The organism is Phytohabitans rumicis, assembly GCF_011764445.1.
In the GTDB taxonomy this organism is placed as follows: Bacteria; Actinomycetota; Actinomycetes; order Mycobacteriales; family Micromonosporaceae; genus Phytohabitans; species Phytohabitans rumicis.
This window is the reverse complement of sequence record NZ_BLPG01000001.1, coordinates 7,842,125-7,861,495: the sequence shown is the minus strand read 5'-3', so window position 1 is coordinate 7,861,495 and position 19,371 is coordinate 7,842,125. Positions and strand designations below refer to the sequence as shown.

Annotated in this window: 8 protein-coding genes; 4 read left to right on the top strand and 4 right to left on the bottom strand. The window is 70.6% G+C overall.

Annotated features, from left to right (window positions below; all coding sequences use genetic code 11):
- Positions 1-5: 5 nt before the first annotated feature.
- Positions 6-3,515, bottom strand: a complete 3,510-nt coding sequence (locus Prum_RS35695; RefSeq protein ID WP_173080812.1) for a LamG-like jellyroll fold domain-containing protein — start codon at positions 3,513-3,515, stop codon at positions 6-8.
- 227 nt (positions 3,516-3,742) lie between these two features.
- Positions 3,743-4,012 carry a hypothetical protein gene (locus Prum_RS35690; RefSeq protein WP_173080810.1) on the bottom strand — a complete coding sequence of 90 codons (270 nt, stop codon included), beginning with the start codon at positions 4,010-4,012 and terminating at the stop codon, positions 3,743-3,745.
- A gap of 72 nt (positions 4,013-4,084) precedes the next feature.
- On the opposite strand from Prum_RS35690, the gene Prum_RS35685 reads away from it, so the two are divergent.
- From Prum_RS35685 to Prum_RS35670, 4 genes are all read left to right on the top strand, one after another.
- Positions 4,085-6,568, top strand: a complete 2,484-nt coding sequence (locus Prum_RS35685) for an ATP-binding protein (RefSeq protein ID WP_173080808.1) — start codon at positions 4,085-4,087, stop codon at positions 6,566-6,568.
- Between the two features lie 330 nt (positions 6,569-6,898).
- Positions 6,899-7,603, top strand: coding sequence for an ABC transporter ATP-binding protein (locus tag Prum_RS35680; RefSeq protein WP_246278314.1), 705 nt, complete (start codon positions 6,899-6,901; stop codon positions 7,601-7,603).
- The gene (locus Prum_RS35675; protein ID WP_173080806.1) at positions 7,600-8,679 is read left to right on the top strand and encodes an FtsX-like permease family protein; all 1,080 of its coding nucleotides are present in this window, start codon (positions 7,600-7,602) and stop codon (positions 8,677-8,679) included. Before Prum_RS35680 ends, Prum_RS35675 begins: the two co-directional genes overlap by 4 nt.
- Before the next feature lie 23 nt (positions 8,680-8,702).
- Positions 8,703-9,806 carry an FtsX-like permease family protein gene (locus tag Prum_RS35670; RefSeq protein ID WP_173080804.1) on the top strand — a complete coding sequence of 368 codons (1,104 nt, stop codon included), beginning with the start codon at positions 8,703-8,705 and terminating at the stop codon, positions 9,804-9,806.
- On the opposite strand, the gene Prum_RS35665 is transcribed toward Prum_RS35670, so the two are convergent.
- Together Prum_RS35665 and Prum_RS35660 are read right to left on the bottom strand one after the other, a co-directional pair.
- A complete protein-coding gene (locus Prum_RS35665) occupies positions 9,807-15,872 on the bottom strand; it encodes an RHS repeat-associated core domain-containing protein (RefSeq protein ID WP_173080802.1) in 6,066 nt (2,021 codons plus the stop codon).
- Positions 15,873-15,899: 27 nt separating this feature from the next.
- On the bottom strand, positions 15,900-19,253 hold the full coding sequence (locus Prum_RS35660; protein WP_173080800.1) for a LamG-like jellyroll fold domain-containing protein: 3,354 nt from the start codon (positions 19,251-19,253) through the stop codon (positions 15,900-15,902).
- Between the last annotated feature and the right edge of the window lie 118 nt (positions 19,254-19,371).

Sequence of the window (19,371 nt, the reverse complement as noted above, 5' to 3'; positions counted from 1 at the left end):
CGACGTCACCGAGCAGGGTCGCGCTCAGTACCGCCACCACGGGCAACACCATCCGGCGCACCCACCTTGTCGATCGCATTGTCAGTTCCCCCGTTCTCGATTTCGATGAGGCCATCACGGCTGGGCCTTCTGGCAGATCTCGGTGCCGGACAGCGCGCGCTGGAACGCCCACACGTCGTCGATGCCGCCGCGCCAGTGCTCGCTCGCGGCCCGGCTGCCTTGGCCCGGCCGACGACGAACGCCCCGGTGGCCGACCAGGTCCCGGTGAACGTGATCGCGGCGGTCTCGCTGGGCGCGCAGCTGCGCGGGTCGCCCATGACGTAGACGCGCAGTTGCTGGCTCGCCAGCGCCGGCTGGTACACGACGGCGAGATGCACCCAGTCCGTTGTGGACGGCAGGCCGACCGAGGCCCCGGTCGTGCAGACGGTGGTCGGCGCGGAGCCGTCGGCCGCGCGCATGCTGGCGCACCAGCCGCCGTTGCCGGCGTTGGCCTGCCGGTCGAAGTGCAGCTGGAAGCGGCTCGCGGCGGCGCCGTCCTGAGACAGGACGGTGCGGTCCGTGGTCAGGTCCGTGGGCTTGACCCAGGCCATCGCGGTGAACGCTTTGGTGGTGTCCAGCACCGGGCGGGCTGCGGCGGCGGCACCGTCGCCGCTGAACAGCAGGCTGTTCGTGGGTGTACCGGCCGGGTCGGCGACTCCGCCGGGCGCGAATGCCACTCCCGCGCCGGAGAGCGTGAGCGGTGAGAGGGCACCGCCGTTGGTGGGCGCGTTGCCCGAGTCCGCGGCGGTGCCGCCGGACGCCTCGTCCAGCGTCCAGTGGCTGTAGATATTCGGCGACGGTGTCACCCAGAACTGGTAGGTCGCGGTGTTACTGACGTTGCCTGCCTGGTCCTTGGCCCGCACCTGCATCGTGTGGACCATGTCGGTGCTCGGCGTCCAGGTGACCTGCGCGGTCACCGGGCCGGAGCCGGTCGCCGGCACGGTGGTGTGCGTGCCGTTGTCCACCCACCACTCGAATTGGATCGCGTCGGTGCCGGTCGAGGAGAACGTGAACGTACCCGGGTCGCCGACACGGGGGCCCCACTGCCGCTCCGGGTACTGGGGCGAGGTGATCGGCGGCGTGCCCGGCGCCGGTGCGCTGGTGTCCACGCGCAGCGCGTAGAACGGCGACCAGTCAGAGTTCCACGGCTCTTCGTCCTTGCTGTAGGCGCGCCAGTAGTAGGTGCTTCCCGGGCTGAGCTTGCCGGCCGGCACGAGTGTGGTAACCGTGGTGCCGGACGCGTGCGGGCCCAACTCGTTGGTCCAGTGCACCTGCGTAGCCGTCTCCGACGGGGCCGTGCGGACCTCGAACCCGGTCGAAACCTGCGCATCCGGCTCGGGATCGAGGACGCGGGCGGACAGCGTGGGCGTCACCGTGCGGACCACGGCCGGGCTGATGTTGAGTGCTCCCCCGCCCCGGCCGTCGGCGTACAGCGCGGATACGTCAGCGGTGGTTATCGCCCGCTGGTACACCTGGACGTTGTCGATGCCGCCGAGGAAATAGTTCTTGACCTGGCTGGCGTGCTTGGACCGGCCGATGGTGAGCACGCCGTTCGAGGCGATGTTGCTGTCCCGGAACACCTGGTGTTCCAGGACGCCGTTGACGTACAGCCGCATGTGCTTGCGGCCCAGGTCGAACACGCCCACCAGGTGGGTCCAGGCGTTCAGTGTCGGCGTCGCCGCCGAGTTCGCGTATGTGGAGGTCGTGCCGTCGGTGTCGGAGTGGAACAGGATGAACGACCACCGGTCCACGCCCTTGTCGTACTGAAGGGTGAATCCGGCCGCGCTGTTGGCGTCCTGGTTGAGCACCGACCGCCAGACGGAGTTGTCGGTCAGCTTCGCCCACGCCGAGATCGTGAAGCTTTTCGTGGTGTCCAGCACCGGTCCGGTGGTGTAGAGGTCACCGCCGCCATCGAAGACGGCGCCTCCGTCTCCCCAGCGGACCGTGCCCGCGATCGTGGCGGGGTGCGGCGGGCTCGCTGCGTCCGCCGCGACCGTCCCGGACGTCTCGTTCAGCTTCCACCAGCCCTGCCCCTGCGTGGTGCTGCTCGACGCCGTCGTGGCCGAGCCGCACACCTGGAAGCAGTCGGTGGTCGTCGGGTGCGGCACGAACGCCGGCACGTCCGGGGCGGTGTTGTACTTGACCGTCAGCTTCGCCGTGGTCGGGTTGAACTTCTTCCAGTAGTCGACGCCCTCGCCGTACCCGGACTGGTTGTAGGTGGCCAGTGCCACCGTCATCGTCGGTATGCTTCGATCGGCACGCCACCGCACGTGGTAGAACAGGTAGTGTCCAAATTCGACCGACACCGGTGACTGGTCTCCGCAGTCGGCGTTGGCCTCGACCGACTTCTCGTCGGCCCAGTTGCCCGCGCTCATCGGCGGCGCCCAGGTGGTGCGCGTGCCGTTGACCCCGGCGTCGATGTTGTCGGTCACCCACAGGCTGACCGGTGTCGGATCGCACGGCGACGTGTGAACCGCGTGGATGTAGAACCGCGTGTCGTAGACGTTCTTGCCGGCGAACGGCGAAACGTCGAACTCGAAGTACGAGCGGTACGCGCCGGAGCCGTCCGGGTTCTTACCCACCCGGGCGATCCCGTCGTTCCGGTTGTTGCCCCCGTCGTTGGCGTATCCCCACCGGTTCCGGACCGCGTCGAGGGGAGGATCGATGAACAGTGGAAACACTGTCGCCGGGTCGGTCAGCATGCCGGCGTCCGGGGTCACGGTGAGGGCGCCGGAGCTCAGGGTCAGCCGCACCGGTGCCTGCCGCGCACGGTCACCGGCCAGCTCGGCGGTGGACGCCGCCGCCAGGCCCCGCGCGGTAACGCCGGATGAGGAGTCCCACATCGAGCCCGGCGCGCCGGAGAGCACCACTCGGCCCGTGGCGTCCTTCACGTCGATGCCGCCATCGGCCCGCGAGGCCACGGCGAGGCCGTCGCTGGCCCAGCCGTAGCGGATCGCCCGCAGCTTCTTGTTCGCCGCCGCGGCCGCGTTCTTCACGACCAACACCTGCGTGAACCCCGTCGCCGTGGCCCGCACCCGCAGATCCACGCCGGGCAGGACCTCCGGGTACACGGCGGTGTCGCCGTTGATCACCGGCGCCGGCAGCGGTCCGGCCCACGACATCGACACCGAGCCGCCAGCGGCCATGACCGTCGCCAGTGGATCGGTGCCGCCCCGAGAGAACCGCACGTCCACCGCCGCCGCCTTCGGCACCGGTCGGCCGTCGTGGACGGTCAGGTCGGTGTCCACCTTCACCCACTCGGGGCCACGGCGTACCCGCACCGGCACCACGTACTGCTCCAGCACCAGCCGTCCGTCCGGATTCGCGACCACCTTCACGGTCTCCGATGCCAGGGACGACACCTCCACCGCGCGGTCGCAACGCCGGGCCACCGCGACCGCGTCGGACTCCGACGCCGCGGTGTCGACACAGTTCTGGACAGGTGCCGCCGCGAATGAGGTCGGCAGGGCGACCATGCCCCCGCCGCCGCCAACGCGACCGTCATCACAGCCACCGTCACACGCCGCAATCCGGCGCTTCGCCAAGCTGACACGTTCCCCCGCTCCCATCACACTTCGGTGGCCGGTGGCATCCGCCAGCGGCCTTGTACGACTGTTAGCGCGCCGCGGTATTTGGCCGGTATACGGACGGCTGCGGTCGAACAAAACGAGGGCTCAACCGCTGGTCAGGGCTTTGTTCGAGGTCACATGTCGAACATTGAGATGGCCAAGATCTGACCAGTTCGCGGATCCGTGCAGGAAACGATCATCGGTAGACTCGGGTCGATACCGATCGACAGTCCACGGGGGTGACTGACGTGATCGGCAGTCCGGACGCCCGCCGAAGAGGTCGCAAAGAGGGCCTGCTCGATCCCACCCTGCCGCCACATCGACGGGTGTTCGCGCAGCGGCTCCGCGCGCTGCGCCATGACTGCCGCGATCCGGCATACCGCCTGCTCGGCAGGCTGTCTCATTGCGGGTCGGGGACCCTCTCCGAGGCTGCCGGCGGTCGTCGCTTCCCGACTTGGGAGGCAACCCGCGCATACGTGACGGGATGTCTGCGACATGCGCAACGCACCGAGGAGCTCGACGAGATCCTGCCGGTGTGGCGCCGCCGGTGGCTGGAAGCGAATGCGCTGGAACAGGCGTATCCACAGCGGCTGCACCATGCGACCCTGCCAGGGCGGGCGCGGCTGCCGGCTCCGCCCGCCGATTTCACCGGCCGCGACGCCGAACTGTCCGAGTTGGACCGGCTCGGGGCCGATGACGGGCGGGCGAGAATCGTCGTGGTGTGCGGCACGGCCGGGGTGGGCAAGACCGCGCTCGCGCTCAGCTGGGGCCACCGCGCCCGACACCGCTTCCCCGACGGCCGCCTCTACGTGAACCTGCGTGGGTACGACACCGCGAAGCCGTTGCTCGCCATGGAGGCTTTGACGCAACTGCTGCCGGCACTGGGCGTGCCCACGGAGGAGATTCCCTCCAACGTGGACACCGCAGCCGGGCTCTACCGCGGTCTGCTCGACGGGCAGCGCGTGCTCGTGGTGCTCGACAACGCGCGCGACCCCGATCAGGTACGGCCGCTGCTGCCCGCGGCCGACGGCTGCGTCGCCGTGGTGACCAGCCGCGACCGGCTGTCCGGTCTGGTGGCCCGGGACGGCGCCAAGCGGGTGGCACTGGGCCCCCTCGGCAACGCGGAGGCGTTGTCGCTGCTCGCCGAGATCGTTGGCGAGGCGCGCTTGGCCCGGGAGCCGCAGGCCACGCGGGAACTGGTGCGCGCCTGCGCCAACCTGCCGCTGGCGCTGCGGGTCGCCGCGGCCAACCTCGCCGACCGACCGTCGCGCCGCATCGACACGTACCTCCGGCAGTTGGCCGCGGAGGGTGCGGCGCCGGCCGATGACCCTTATAGCGGCCTGAACGCGGCACTCGATCTTTCCTACGACACCCTCGGGACCGACGAGGCGGCCCTGTTGCGCCTGCTCGGGCTGGTGCCCGGTCCGGACTTCACCGCCGGGGCGTGCGCCGCGCTGGCCGACATCGATCCGGTGAAGGCCGCGCATCTGCTCGAACGCCTCGCGGCTGCACACCTGGTCCAGGAGCACACCGACGACCGGTACACGTTCCATGACCTGCTGCGCGCGTACGCGGTAGGCAAGCTGCGCGAGCGTGAGGAGGCACCGATTTGTGCGGGCGCCGTGCAGCGGCTTTTCGACTGGTACCTGCACAGCGCGCACGCGGCCGCCGCATTCCTCTACCCCCAGCCACCGCGGTTCCCGCTGCCACCGGCACCGGCCGCGGCGGCCGAGCCGAGCCCGGCCACGGCCGTGGATGCCCTGGCCTGGCTGGATCGGGAGCGGCCCAACCTGGTGGCGCTGATCGTGCCGGCGCCGGGTCAGCCGCACCGCACCCGGGCGTGGCGACTGGCCGCCGAACTGAGCGGCTACTTCTGGCGGCAGACTGCCACCGACGAGTGGGACCGAGTGGCGCAGGCCGCGCTCGCCAGCGCCGAGGCCGACGGTGACCCGGCCGGCCAAGCCAGCGCCCTGATGAACCTCCGGCGCATCCAGGGAAAGGACGGCAGGACAAGGGAGATCGCCGCGGTCGAGACCGATCGCGCGCTCCTGCTCGCCCGCGAGTTGGGCTGGCGGGACGGCGAAATCTTCGCGCTCAACAGCGTGGCCTCGGCGCGTATCGAGATCGGTATGTTGGCCTCGGCCGCGCGGTCGCTGCACGCGGCCCGGTTACTGCTGGAGTCCGACGGCTACCTGAATTGTCCGCCGATGTTCCTTTTCAACCTCGCCCGCGTCTATCACCGTTGGGGTGAGCCGGCGCTGGCCACCGCGTACGCCCGGCAAGCCTTCGACCACTACGCCCGGCTCGGCGCGCGCGGCGAGCAAGCCGTGGGCCGCATGATCCTGAGCATGGTGGCTCGGGATCGCGGCGACACCGCCACCGCGGAGGAGCACGCCCGAGCCGGCGTCGCCCTCGCGGTGGACATGGGTGACCGCCACATTCGCGCCTACAACCTCGTCGCCCTCGCCGCGGCCCTGCACGACCTGGGCCGCGACGGCGAGGCCACGGACGCGGCGGACGAGGCCCTGGCGCTCGCCCGCGAACTGGAGGTTCCCCAACTCGCCGGGTACGCACTGATCCGCCTCGCCGACGCAGACCTGCGGGCAGGCCGTCACCCAGACGCCCTGTCCCGGCATGTGCAGGCGCTGCGCATCGGCCGGCGCACCGGATACCAGACGATCAAGATCTTCGCGCTTGCCGGGCTGGCGCAGGCTCAGCGGGTGCCGCAGCCGCAGCGCGTATCGCACGCCGAGGCCGCACTCGCCGACGCCAACGCCACCGGGGCCAGGCTCTTCGCCGCGCAACTGTCCAATGTGCTGGCCGCTGCCCACCGGGACGCCGGGCAGCCGGAGCGTGCGAGGCGGTGCGCGTCGCGGGCGCTGGATCTGAGCCTGGCCTGCGCCCACTACCCGGGTGTGGCGCGGGCACGCGCTCTGCTGACCGCGCTGGAGGCGAGCTGACCCAGCGCGGCGAACCTCGGGCGTGGTACCCAGTAGAGCGCCCCTACTCATGCGCCGGACGCCAAGAGGGGACCCCTACTGGGGCGTACCCGCGGCGCGCCGCAGCCGACCCGTCTCGTTGCCCTGGGCGTCGAGGAACACCAGCACGTCGCCGTCCAACCCCGCGCGGGAGGCGGAGCCGAGCCACCGGCCCACCGGTACGTTCTCTCCCCGTCCTCTCGCACGACGCCAGGTCCTTGGACGACGCACAGAGGTCAGCGGTTGCCGATCCTCCAGAACGCCTCCGTCCGCTCTACCCATCGGGTATACTCGTCGGGTATAGTCCGCGGCATGTCGGTGTCAGCTATGCCCAACGACGGGGTGCCGCTGCTGCTCGGGCGCGGGCTGTACAAGAGTTTCGGGCCGATCCCGGCGCTGCGCGGGGTCGACATCTCCGTTGCCGCGGGCGAGGTGCTCGCGGTGATGGGCCCCAGCGGTTCCGGCAAGTCCACCCTGCTGCATTGCCTGGGTGGCGTCCTCACACCGGACGCCGGAGAGGTGATCTTCGAGGGGCAGCAGGTCAACCGGATGTTCGACGGCCAGCGCAGCCGGTTGCGGCGCAGCGTGTTCGGCTTCGTGTTCCAATTCGGACAGTTGGTGCCGGAGCTGCCCGTACGCGAAAACATCGCGCTTCCCCTGCTGCTCGGCGGCACGCGCCGGCGCACCGCGCTGGCGGAGGCCCAGAGGTGGTTGCCACGCCTGGGGTTGGAGGATTCCGCGGACCGGTTGCCCGGTGAGATCTCCGGCGGGCAGGGGCAGCGCGTCGCGGTGGCCCGGGCCCTGATCGCCGGCCCGCGCGTCGTGTTCGCCGACGAGCCGACCGGCTCACTGGACTCGGTCGCCGCCGAGCAGGTCATGGAGTTGCTCGTGACCACGGCGAAGACGGAGGGAGCCAGCGTCGTCCTGGTCACCCACGAGCCGCGGGTGGCGGCGTACGCCGACCGCCAGGTCACCGTCCGGGATGGACAGACGGTGTTGCCGGCGGTGATGCCATGAGCATCCTGCTCGGTTTACGGATGGCGTTCGCGGGCGGGCGGGAGAGCCTGGCCCGGATGGCGTTGATGGGCGTGGGGGTCGCGATCGGCGTGCCGCTGATCCTGGTGGCGTTGTCCGCGCTGCCGATCCTGCAAAGTCACGTCGACCGGCTGGCGTGGCACCGCACCACCGCGGCCAGCCCACCCACCGCGCCGGACCATGCGCTGTGGCTCGCCGTCACCGACCGGTACGCCGGCCACGACATCATCCGCGTACACGTCGCTCCGCTCGGGTCGCGACCGCCGGTGCCGCCGGGCGTGGAGCGCCTGCCCGGCCCGGGGGAAAAGCTGGTCTCGCCCGCGCTCGCCGAACTCATGCGGACCGTGCCCGACGACCAGCTGGACAACCGGTTTCCGGGCCGCGTCGCCGGGAGCATCGGCCCGGACGGCCTCGTCATGCCCGACGAGCTCGTGGCCATCATCGGCCACACGCCCGAACAGATGCGCGCCATGCACGGCGCGACAGAGATCCAGGGCATCGAGCAGCCCGGCATCCGCCTGGACCTGGCCGGGCTGTGGGGCATCTTCTTCGGCATGATCGCGGTGTTGGTCATCGGCCCGGTGGTCGTGTTCGTCGCCATGACGACCCGGGTCGGCGGGGCGCGGCGCGAGCTGCGGTTCGCCGCCGTACGCCTGGCCGGCGCGACCAGGTTGCAGACCGCCGTGCTCGCCGCGACCGAGACCGCCCTCGCCGCCCTCGCCGGGACCCTGCTCGGCTGGTTGGCCTTCCTTCTGCTCAAACCCGTCGTGGCGAGCCGGGTGACGCTGGGTCACGGCATGCCCATCTTCGCCGACGACGTCGTCGTGCCCCTGGTGCCGCTGCTGGTGGTCCTGCTCGGGGTTCCGCTGATCGCGGTGGGCACCACGCTGCTCGCGCTCAACCCGGTCCAGATCACGCCGCTCGGCGTACGCCACCGCGCGCGGCGCCGGCCCCCGGCCTCTGGCGGCTCACGCCGATCGCCGTCGGGCTCGCGGGCACCTGGCTGTCCGTGTACGTGTCCAACGATCCGCAGAACGCCGACTTCCCAACGCTGGTAAGGGTCGCCCTACAACTGGTCTTTATGGTCTCCCTGCTGTCCACATTGGTCGGGTTCTTCCTCGCCGGCGCCTGGGTGTGCATGTGGATCAGTCGCGGCATGGCCCGGTTGAGCCGGAGCGCCAGCACACTCATCGTGGCCCGGCGGATCGCGGCCGACCCCTACAGCACCTTCCGCATGGTCGGCGGCGCGGCCATCGCCATCTACGTGGCTACCTCGCTGGGCTTCGCCGTGGCGGCGAACGAGCAACCCGGTCGCGCCGACAACCAGTCCCTGCTCGCTCCCGGCCGACCACCGCTTGATCCCGGTGTCGTCGCGGTGCACGTGCAGGGTGCGCCGGACGCCGCGCTCGCCCCGCTCATGTCCGACGGCGTGGTCGTCGCGCGCCTGGCGCCGGGCCCGCAGATCGTCGTCGCGTGCACCGAACTGGCCCGGGTCACCGACCTGGACTGCCCGCTGCCGGTGTACCGCGAGGGTGTCCCCTTCGGCCAGGAGTTCCTGCGGGCGGAGGACATGTTCACCCTGCCGTACCCGAACCCGAGCAGCGCCGACCGCATCTTCCAGCCGATGACCTTCGCCGAGCCCGGTCCCGACGCCGACCTATTGCCCATCCAGACGCTGCTGATCCCCACCGACGGCACGCCCGCCGCGCAGGAGCGGATCCGGACGCTCGCCGCGGTCGCGGTGCCGCTGTCGCGCAACAAGACCAGCGAGGACCTGACCGCGGAGCCGCTGCTGGACCTGACCCTGTTCGCCAGCGTGCTGCCGTACGCGACGGTGTTCATCCTCCTGTTCACGGCGTGCAGCCTGACCGTCTCGGTGATCGCCGGGATCCTGGAGCGCCGCCGGCCGTTCGCGCTGTTGCGCGCCTCCGGGGTACGCATCGGCGAACTGCGCCGCATCGTCCTCCTGGAAACCGGGGCCCCGCTCGCCCTCACGGTGCTCTTCGGCGTGGGACTGGCGACGGTCCAGTCGCTCGCGACGATCCCGCCCAAGGACTGGATCCTGCCCAGCGGCGAATTCTTCGCCGGGCTCGGTGTGGGCGTCCTGGCCGCGTTCGCCGTGTCGCTGACCGCCCTGCCGTTCATGGACACCGCCACCCGCCTCGACACCGTCCGCTTCGAGTAATCACGGGAAGTACTCCCAGATGGAGCGGGTGAACGAGACGTTCATCTCGGGTGGGCCGAACCAGCCGCCCCGTGGGGTCGTGCCGACCTTGATCTCCCAGTCGTTGAAGTTCATCTGGCCCTTGTCGTCGATCCCCCAGCCGACGGAGTAGCGGCCCGTCTGGATCGACATGCTCTGCTTCTCCCGGCCGCTGGCCAGGTGCGAGTACCCGATGTTGGGGAACAGCGTGTCGAGCGACGGCTTGGACGACTTCATCTGCCGCGAGGCGCCGAAGCGGAACTTGCCGCCCTGGATCTTTATCTTGGCGCAGTTGTGGCCGGCGCACACCGACCACTCCGCGAACATGTGCTCGTAGAGGTGGTTGAGCACGCTGCCCACGCCGGAGCTCTTCTTCGTGGCGGCGATCGGTCGCGCGCCGCACTTCGCGGACCGCTGTACGCCGTACTGGGCCACGCAGGAGTCCCACTTCTTCTGCGCCGCCTTCTTCGCGGCCAGCTTGGCCTTCTTGGCGGCCTCCTCGCGGGCCTTCTTGGCGGCGTACTCCCGGGCCAGCCGGCGCGCCTCGGCCGCGATCGCGTTGTCGTGCTGCCGCAGGTCGCCCGGGTAGACCTTCTTGGCCGGCCTGGAGTAGTCGCAGCTGTCGCAGTAGTACGTCGAACTACTGCCGCTGCTCTTCTTCTTCGCCTTCTTCTTCTTGGGTTTCGACGGCTTGTGTACGTAGTCGCCGCTACACCCGTCGCAGTAGTGGCCGCCCGGCAACACCGCCCACCGGCCGTCCGGGTCGTGCAGGGTGACGGGGGTGTTGTTGGCGTAGGCGTACGCGTTCATCTGCTGCGGGTCGGTGTGGTCGATGACCGGGTCGACCGAGACGAACCGCCCGGTGTCCGCGTCGTACTCGCGGGCGCCGAGATGGGTCAGGCCGGTCCCGTCGACGGTGCCGCCCACGTAGCCCTTCTCCGACGGCCAGCTCGCCGGCACCGCGCCGCGCTGCTCGCCGAAGGGCAGGTACCGCCGCTGCGTGACCGCCAGGTCGTCCGCGTCGACCGAGATCTGCGCGGTGCCCAGCCGGTCCTTCGCCTCGAACGACAGGCCGCCGCTCGTGGACCGCACCGCGGCGATGGTGCCCAGCTGGTAGAACCGGGTCGCCCCGACGGCGCCGGTCGTCCGGGTCAGCTCCAGCTCGGTCCCGCCGAGATAGAGCGTCACGGTGTCCGCGTCGCGGCGGATCAGCCGGCCGCCCTCCGCGTCGTAGAGGAACTCGGACGTCTTGCCGTTCTCGGTGACCGTGGCCAGGTGGCCTTCGGTGTCCCAGGTGAGGGCCTGGCCGGGCCGGGTGGTGGTGTTGCCGGCGTCGTCGTACCCGTAGCTGGTGGTCTGGCCGTTGGTGGTCACGCTGTTCAGGCCGTGCGGCCGGGCCGCACCCGCCGCCGGGTACGCGTAGTCGCTCGTGGTGCCGGCACCGGTGGTGGTGTGGTAGTTCGTTTCGGTGAGCCGGTTGCCGGTCTTGTCGTACGTCCAGGACTGCCAGTACGGCGCCGGTCCACCCAGGACGGACGTGCTCGGCGCGGTCGCGCAGTCGTTGGTCGCCGTCCACGCGCTCGTCAGCCGCTTCAGGTAGTCGTACGTGAAGCACTGCACGTCGGACCCGTCCGCGACCTTCGTGACGTTCCCCGCTGGGTCATAGGTGTAGTTGACGTCGGCGAGGCGGGTGGGCGAGACGTTCCGGTCGACGATGGCCCGGCTCAGCTTGCGGGTGGCGTCGTCGTACATGAAGGTCTGCACCAGCTGCTTGCCGGCAACGGCTTGCAGGGTGTACTGCGCCGGTTCGCCGTACGGCGTGTACGTCGCGCCCGTGAGCATTGTGGACAATCCGGCTTGGGCGCTGGTCAGGCGGCCGTTGACGTCGTAGCTGTAGCGCAGCGTCTCCGCCGCCAGCCCGCCGGCCGCCGGATAGGAGGTGAGCAGCGGCAGTCCCGTGTCGGTGTAGCCGGTGTTGACCCGGTAGCTGCCGGCCAGCGCACCCTCCGCGGCCGGGATCGTCACCGTCGTGCCCAGCGAGCGGTACATCGGGTCGTAGTTGTTGACCGCGGTGGTGTAGGGGTTGCCGTTCACGTACCGGATGGACGACGTGAGCTTGCCCTTCGCGAGGGTGTCGTACGTCCACTCGGACAGCTTGGTCCCCGCCGTGGAGCCCTCGTACATGCCCGTCCGGCGACCTAGGTCGTCGTAGGTGAACGCGAGGGTCTTGCTCCGCGCGTCCGTCGTGGTGAGCACCTGGTCGGCGTCGTCATAGGTGTACGACGTGACGCCCTTGTCCGGGTCCTCGTCCCGGGTCTTGCGGCCACGCAGGTCGTACCCGTACTTCCACACGTTCCCGGCCGCGTCCGTGACGCTCGCGATCTCACCGGCCCGGGTGTACGTGTACTTGGTCACGTCGTAGCCGCTCGACGGGGTGCCGCCGGTGTGCTGCCGCAACTCGACGGTCTTGCCGGCGGCGTCGCTGATCGTCGTGGTGGCCGTGCCGCCGCTCGGCGGGGTGACGGCCACCCGGTCGCCGCCGTACGTCGTCAGCGTGCGCCACTTCTCGGTGCCGTACGAGCGGAATATCTCGGTGGTTTCCCGCTCGTCGCCGTCGTACGAGTAGACGGTCTGGGCGGGCACCGTGTTGTCCGTGACCGTCGCTAGCGTCGTGCCGGCCGTCCCGTCGTTCCAGTAGACGTCGTTGGTCTTGGCCTTCAGACCGCGCGAGTCGTAGAACGCGTCGGTGACGATCCGGCCGCCGTCCGGCGCCGGCTTCTGGGTCTGCCGCGGCCGCAGCCGGCCGTCGAAGAGCTCGTACCCGGCGTCGTACCCGCCGTCGTCGCGTACCGTCTCGGTGGTGACCACGTTCGGGGCGTTGGTGCGGACCAGGTAGGTGTATTTCTCGTTCGCCGTCTCACCGTCCGCCTTGGACCGTCCGGGCAGCCACACGGCGGTGAGCTGGCCGAGCGGGTCGTACGTCAGGTCGGTGCGCCGGCCGTTGGCGTCCACGATGGAGGTTTCCTCGCCCCACGCCGGCTCGTACGTGGTGGTCACCTCGTGTCCGAGCGCGTTGGTAAGCGTGCCGCTGGTCACCAGGCCACCGGTCGCCGGGGTGAAGCGGGTGCTGGTCTTGCGGTTCAACGCGTCGAACGAGTCGAGCGTGCGGCCGTAGATGTCGTACGTGGCCCGGGTCGACTGCACGTACGCTGGTGTGCTGCCCGAGTAGGAGGCCAGCTCCTGGGTCAGCGTCACGTCGCCCTTGCTGGGCGCGGCACCGGCCGTGGTCGAGCCGTCGTAGAACGTCCGCACGTCGGAGAGCACGTCGGCCGGGCGGGACGGCGTCGCGGTACACGCCACCGCCACCCGCTCCTCCCGTGCCGCGAACCCGACCAGCCACTTCGACGTGTCCCGGGTGGTGTACGTGGTCCGCACACACTCGTCGTCGTCGCTCTTCGACGTGTCGCCCAGGTCGTTGACCTGCGTCGGCAGGCCGTAGGAGTCGTAGGCGGTCTGCACCTCGGTGCGCTGCCAGCCGCCGGCCGCGAGCGCGAGCCGGTTGCGCTTCTTCGTGACCCCGGACAGGTACGCCTTGGTGGAGCCGCGGGTCGCCGTGGCCGCCGAGATCCAGTAGTCGCGGATCTCGCCGTCCAGCACCGCGCCGCCCGGCCCGTTGTAGGTGATCAGCTCGCGCGGGTTTCCGGACAGCGCCTCGTGGTCGGCGACCGCCACGCCTTCGGAGTCGGTCACCGTCGCGGATCGGGTGCCGCTGGAGAGCTTGTCGCCGTCCATGCCGCGGTAGTAAAGCGTCTCGGTCTGCGACCGCACGTCACCCGACGCGCCGTGGGTCACCTTCACTCGCGCGAACCCGCGCCACTCGCTCCACGTCCGGTACTTCGCCGGCGTGAGCTCGTTGTCGTCGTAGCGCCAGGCGCCGCCGCCGGAGTACTCGTAGTCGGTCTGCTCGATCCCCGCCACGCCGGACTGGTCGTCCTGCAGCACCTGCACCGCGACGTACTTGTGGAACCAGTCGAGCTTGGGCGCGGTCGCGCCCTCCGGGGTCCAGTAGTGCGGGAAGCACCGCTTGGTGTTGGCGTCCGGCGTCGGCGGGTTCGCGCGGGTGCACTCCTTGCCCGAGTAGTTGACCCGCACGTGCCCGCCGAACTCGTCGTACACGTCGGTGAGCCGCCACCGGTACATCGGCGGGATGCCCTCTTCGGCGTCCACCCTGTTCTCCAACTGGGTGCCCTCGAACGTCACCGCCGGCAGCGCCGCGCTTCCGCCCACCTTTCCACTGTGGGCGATGGACGACAGCCACAGCTGCGGCGACGTGCCGTCGCCCGGTTCACGAAACGCGTACGCCAGGGTGTAGGCGTCCACGTCCTTGTACGTCGTGCCGGACACCAGGACCCTGGTGGTCACCGTCTTGAGCCGCTTGCGCGACCAGAACGTCGGCGCGAACAGCTCCGTACACGTCGCACCCGAGTTGCAGTTCTGGTCATAGGGCACGTCCGGCCAGTTCTTGGCCGTGTCCTTCGTGATGGTCTCCGTGCCGCAGGTCGCCCCCGCCGCGCACCGCTCCTCGACCCCGAGGACGACCCGCGCCGGCGCCGACGCGGTGTAGATGGTGTCGGATCGCTGGCCGTAGTCGATCCGGCTCAGGTAGCCGCCGCGGACGTACGCGGTGTCGTCGGTCGCGACCCGGTTACGGCCGTAGTAGTTCCACTCCTTCGTGTACCAGTACGACATCGCGTTGCCGTTCGGGTCGACCACGTAGTCGAGGTTCCACCGCCACGCCTGGGTGCAGTACGACGCCGCGAACGTGGACGCGTGGCAGGGCTCGCCGGCGTCGTTGCCGTAGACCGGCGCCGTGTACACCGACTGGGTCACCGCCCCGCCGTCGGTCCACCCGGGCAGCCGGTGCATGCCGAAGAAGTACTGCGTGCCGTCCGTGGTGGTCAGCTTCCAGTACTCGCCGTCGTTGTCCCAGTTGGTCACGCCGCTCAGCCGCTCCACCTTGGACCCGTCGTCGTTGCGCAGCCGCCATGCGCCGGTGGTGGCGTCCTTGACCAGTTCGGTGGTCTTGTCACCGAGGTTCAGGAAGGCGTTGTCGGTCTCCCAGCACAGGTCGTACGGCTTCGGCGTGGTGCTCACATCGTCCGAACAGGACTTGTACCGCCGCTCGACGAAGCCCTCGGTCAGATCCCAGCCCTCGCCCGCCCAGGAGGTCTGGTTGTTGGTGGACGCGGTACGGCCGTCGACGCCGCTGGAGTTGTACCGCAGGTCCAGGTCCGGCGCCGGGCCGCCGAACGCCGGCGGGGCGTCCATCTGGTACGACCAGGAGAAGTCACCGGCCGCGCCGCCGACGTCCCAGGACGAGGAGCGGGACAGCGGGGTGGCCTCGTAGTCACCGCCGCTGCCGTTCGGGGCAGCGGCGGCGGCGAGCACGGTGGTCGCACCGACGGTCACCTCCGCGCTCAGCGTCCCTTCGCGCACCTCGTTCCGCGTCGGCAACGGTGTGGCGGTACGGCACTCGGCACGGTCCGGTGTGGACAGCGCGCACGCCGGCAACTCGACGAGGCGCAGCCGGGACGCCCAGTCGCCGCCGTACGCGTTCCGGAAGGACGAGTAGTCCACCGAGACGCTCACGCCCTTGCGTTCGGCGGCGCCGACGGTGAACAGCAGGCCGGGCACGCCGGCCCGGTCCGCGGCCGCCCGGTCGAGCACCCGCACCCGTGCCGTACCGGTCGTCGCCGCACCGACGGACACCGGCGTCTTGCCGGCCCGCGTCCGGGTGCGGCTCAGCGACACCTCGGCCTCGCCGGAAGCCGGCCACGCCACGGTCGCCGGCTGCGCGCCGACGACCGCGGGCCGGGCCCGCTCGGCGCGCGGCGCGAAGTCCTTGACCGGCACCGACTTCTCGGTCTGCGTGGCGGGCGCCCGCCACAGCGGCGGCTCCGGCGCCGGCTTCGACGCCGCGGCCGGCTCGGCGACCAGCAGGCTGCCCGCCATCACCGCCGCGGCCGCGGCGGCAATCCACTTCTTCACGGTTTCTCCCCAGGTCCCGGTCTGTGGCTACGCGTTCGTGATCGCGGTGTAGATGTCGAAGACCTCCTGGTCGCTGAGCACACCCGAGTACGTCCGGACGTCGTCGATGCCGCCCGTCAGATACTGCGAGAACGTCACGTTCGACGCCTGGCCTCGGCCCAGTAGGACGTTGCCGCCGGCGTTCCAGGAGCCGGCGTGGTAGGTCTCGTCGACGGCCTGACCGTCCACATAGAGCCGCAGCTTGTGTGCCTCCGCGTCGTACACGGCAACCAGGTGGGTCCAGGTGCCCACCGTGGGCACGTCGAACAGGTCGGACGCCTCGCGCAGTGCCGCCCCCGAGGCGTCGGTCGAGGAGGTGCGGATCGACCACAGGTAGGCGGAGTAGTCGGCGTCCCACGCCCAGCCGAGGTTGAACCCGCCGACCGCGCCGCCCAACTGGCTGACCGCGATCCCGTTCTTCGTCAACGCGTCCGGGCGCACCCACGCGCTCACCGAGAAGCTGCCGTCGGTGCGGACCGCCGGGCCCGACGTGGTGAGCACGCCGGCGGTGCCGTTGACCGCCACACCGTTGCCGCTCACCCCGGTGGTGCGGGACACGCCGCTCGCCGACCACGTCGCGGTACGCCCGCCGACCGCGTCCGTGGCCGCCGTACCCGAGGTCTCGTCCAGCTTCCAGTGACTCGTCAGCCGGGGCACCTGCTGCAGCTCGCCGGGCAGCAGCACCCGGTCGTACACCCGGACCCCGTCGAGGTCGCCGGCCCAGAAGTCGACCAGGGTGTCGTTGGTCTTCGCCCGCCCGATGGTCAGCGGCCCGGTGCCGTTCCAGGCCGCGGCGTAGCTGGCCGTGCCCTGGAGCGCGCCGTTGACGTAGAGCCGGATCTGGCCGGCGTCCTTGTCGTACACGCCGGTGAGGTGCACCCACTCGCCCAGCGGCACCGACGACGTCGAGTCGACCGTCACGTAGCTGGGCCGCTCCACGCTGTCGGCCACCGGGAAGGAGAACCGCCACCGGTCGGGGGACGCGAGGTACTGGAGGTAGAAGGCGCTGCGGTGGGTGCCGTCCTGGCTGATCACCCCGCGGTTGCCGGTCTTGCCGGTCAGGCGCGCCCAGGCCGAGACCGAGAACGACGCCGAGGTGTCCAGCACCGGCCCGGTCGTCTGGGCGTACCCGGTCGTGCCGTCCAGGTGCAGGGCGCCGCCGGCGACGCCGTCCTCCCATGTGGACCCGCCCACGAGCGTGGCGTGCCGGGCGTTGACCGTGGAGTCCTCGGCGACCGCGCCATCGGCGGTCTCATCGAGCGCCCAGTCCCCCGTCGGACCGGACGGGACGTCGGCGTAGAAGACCACGGTCGCGACCGCCGACTTGTTCGACGCGCCGTCCACCGAGCGCACGTGCAACCAGTTCACGAACCGGTCCGGCGTCACCGAGACGGTGACCGAGCCGCCGCGCGCGGCGGGCGTCGCCTTCTTGGACAGGGCGGTCGAGTCGCCGTTCAGCACGTACTCGTACGAGGCGACGTCGGTGCCGCCGTTCGCCGAGATCACCACGGTGGAGGACCGGCCCATCACCGCGTCGCCCTCGGCGCCGTCCGGGAACGCCGTCGACGTGAGCGTCGGGATCGGCGGCCGGCTGGTGTCCACTTGGAACTCGCACCACGGGCTCCACGCGCTGCTGTCGGTGCCGTCGGTCGCGCGTACCCGCCACTTCGCCACCGCGCCGTTCGCGAACGCCCCGGACGGGATCGGCTTCGCCACCGTCGTCGGCTTCTTGCCCGCCATCGACGCCGACGTCCACTCCCCCACCATCGCGGAGCCGTCGCCCTTCCACCACTGGAAATGTGCCTTCACCGCGTTGTCCGCGTCGCTGACCGAGGCCCGCAGGGTCGGCGTGGCCGTGCCGATGACCAGCCGGCCGGAGCCGGTGGTGCAGGTGGTGGAGCCGTCCGTGGTCAGGTTGGTCGGCTTGCCCGGCACCGTGTTGTAGACGATCGTGATCGACGGGTTGTTACGGAACCGCTTCCAGGAGTGCGGGTCCCTGTTGGACTCGGCGGTCGCCGACGCCCGCATGCCTTCGGTGATGGAGTCCCAGCCGTTCTTGGCCGCCTTCGCCACGTGCGCGGTCACCGTGAACTCCGCGCCACCGGCCGGGCAGCTCGACGACGACCACCCCTTGGCGAAGCTCTTCGCGGTCAGCTTGCTGATCCAGCTCGGCTGCTTGTTCCACGTCGTGGCCGAGGAGATCCCGCCGGTCTCCCAGACCTGCACCTCGCGGGCCGTACACGAGTAGGACCACACCTCGAACGTCTGCAACGTCGCCTTGAGGATGTGCTTGCCCTTCACGCCCGACGTGTCGAACCGGAAGAACGACCGGGTCTTCTTGCCGTCCAGCGCGTCGAAGCCCACCCGGGCCTCGTCCTCCGCGTCGTTCGCCCCGTTCCAGAACGAGGTGGTCGGCAGGTTGCTCCACACCTGCGTCCACGCCGTGCGCGAACCCGACCACGACGGGTCGATGTAGACCGGGTACCGGGTGGCGGTGCCGGTCAGCAGCGCCCGGTCCGGCACGAGCGCGAGTTCGCCGGCGCCCACGCCCACCCGCATCGCGCGGACCTTGCCGGCCGGCTTCCGCGCGGCGGCGCCGTCCGACGAGTCCCACATGTACGGCGTGGGCGCCGCGAACACCGTCGCACCCGCCGGGTCGACCGCGGCGAGCGTGCCGTCCGCGGCGGCGCGCACGCTCAGGCCCTTGGTGGCCGTGCGCAGCCGTACCCGCGACAGCGCCGGGTTCGCCGCCGCCCGCGCCGACTTCACCACCAGCAGCTGCGAGAAGCCCTCCACCTCGGCGCGCACGGTCAGGTCCACACCCGGCAGCACCTCGGGGTACGTGGCCACCTCACCGCTGAGCACCGGCTCAGGCAGCCGCCCCGGCCAGCTCAACGCCATCTCCCGGCCGTCGCGCCGGAGGCGTACCAGAGGATTGTCACCGCCGGCGGAGAAGGCCATGTCCAATGTGGTCGCGTTCGGCGCGACCATGCCCTCCGCGGTCCGGCGCAGCGTGGTGTCCACCGCCACCCAGCCGGAGCCCCGGCGCACCCGCACGGGAACGACCGACTGCTCCAATGTGAACGACCCGTCCGGGTTCGCGAACACCTGCTGCCGCTCGGTCCGCAGGGCCGTCGCCTCGACCCGCCCACCCGAAGCCACCGCCTCGGCGCGTGCCTCGGCCTCCCCGATCACCCGCGCCGCCGGTGCGGCGACCGCCGTGCGCGCGGGGGGCAACGCCACTGTGGACGCCACCACCATCACGACCGCTAACAGCCAACTCCGGCGGGCCCGGCGTACGTCAGGGTCTGTCCACTTCGGCATGGGATGCCGCTCGGTCATGTCCGTGCCCACCTTGATCTCTACGTTGGCTGTCGCCGGAGATTAGAGATCACAAATGTCGAAAAGATGATCATCAGGTGGCCGGTACACGACGGAGGTCGTTGTGCCTAGGGCGGAA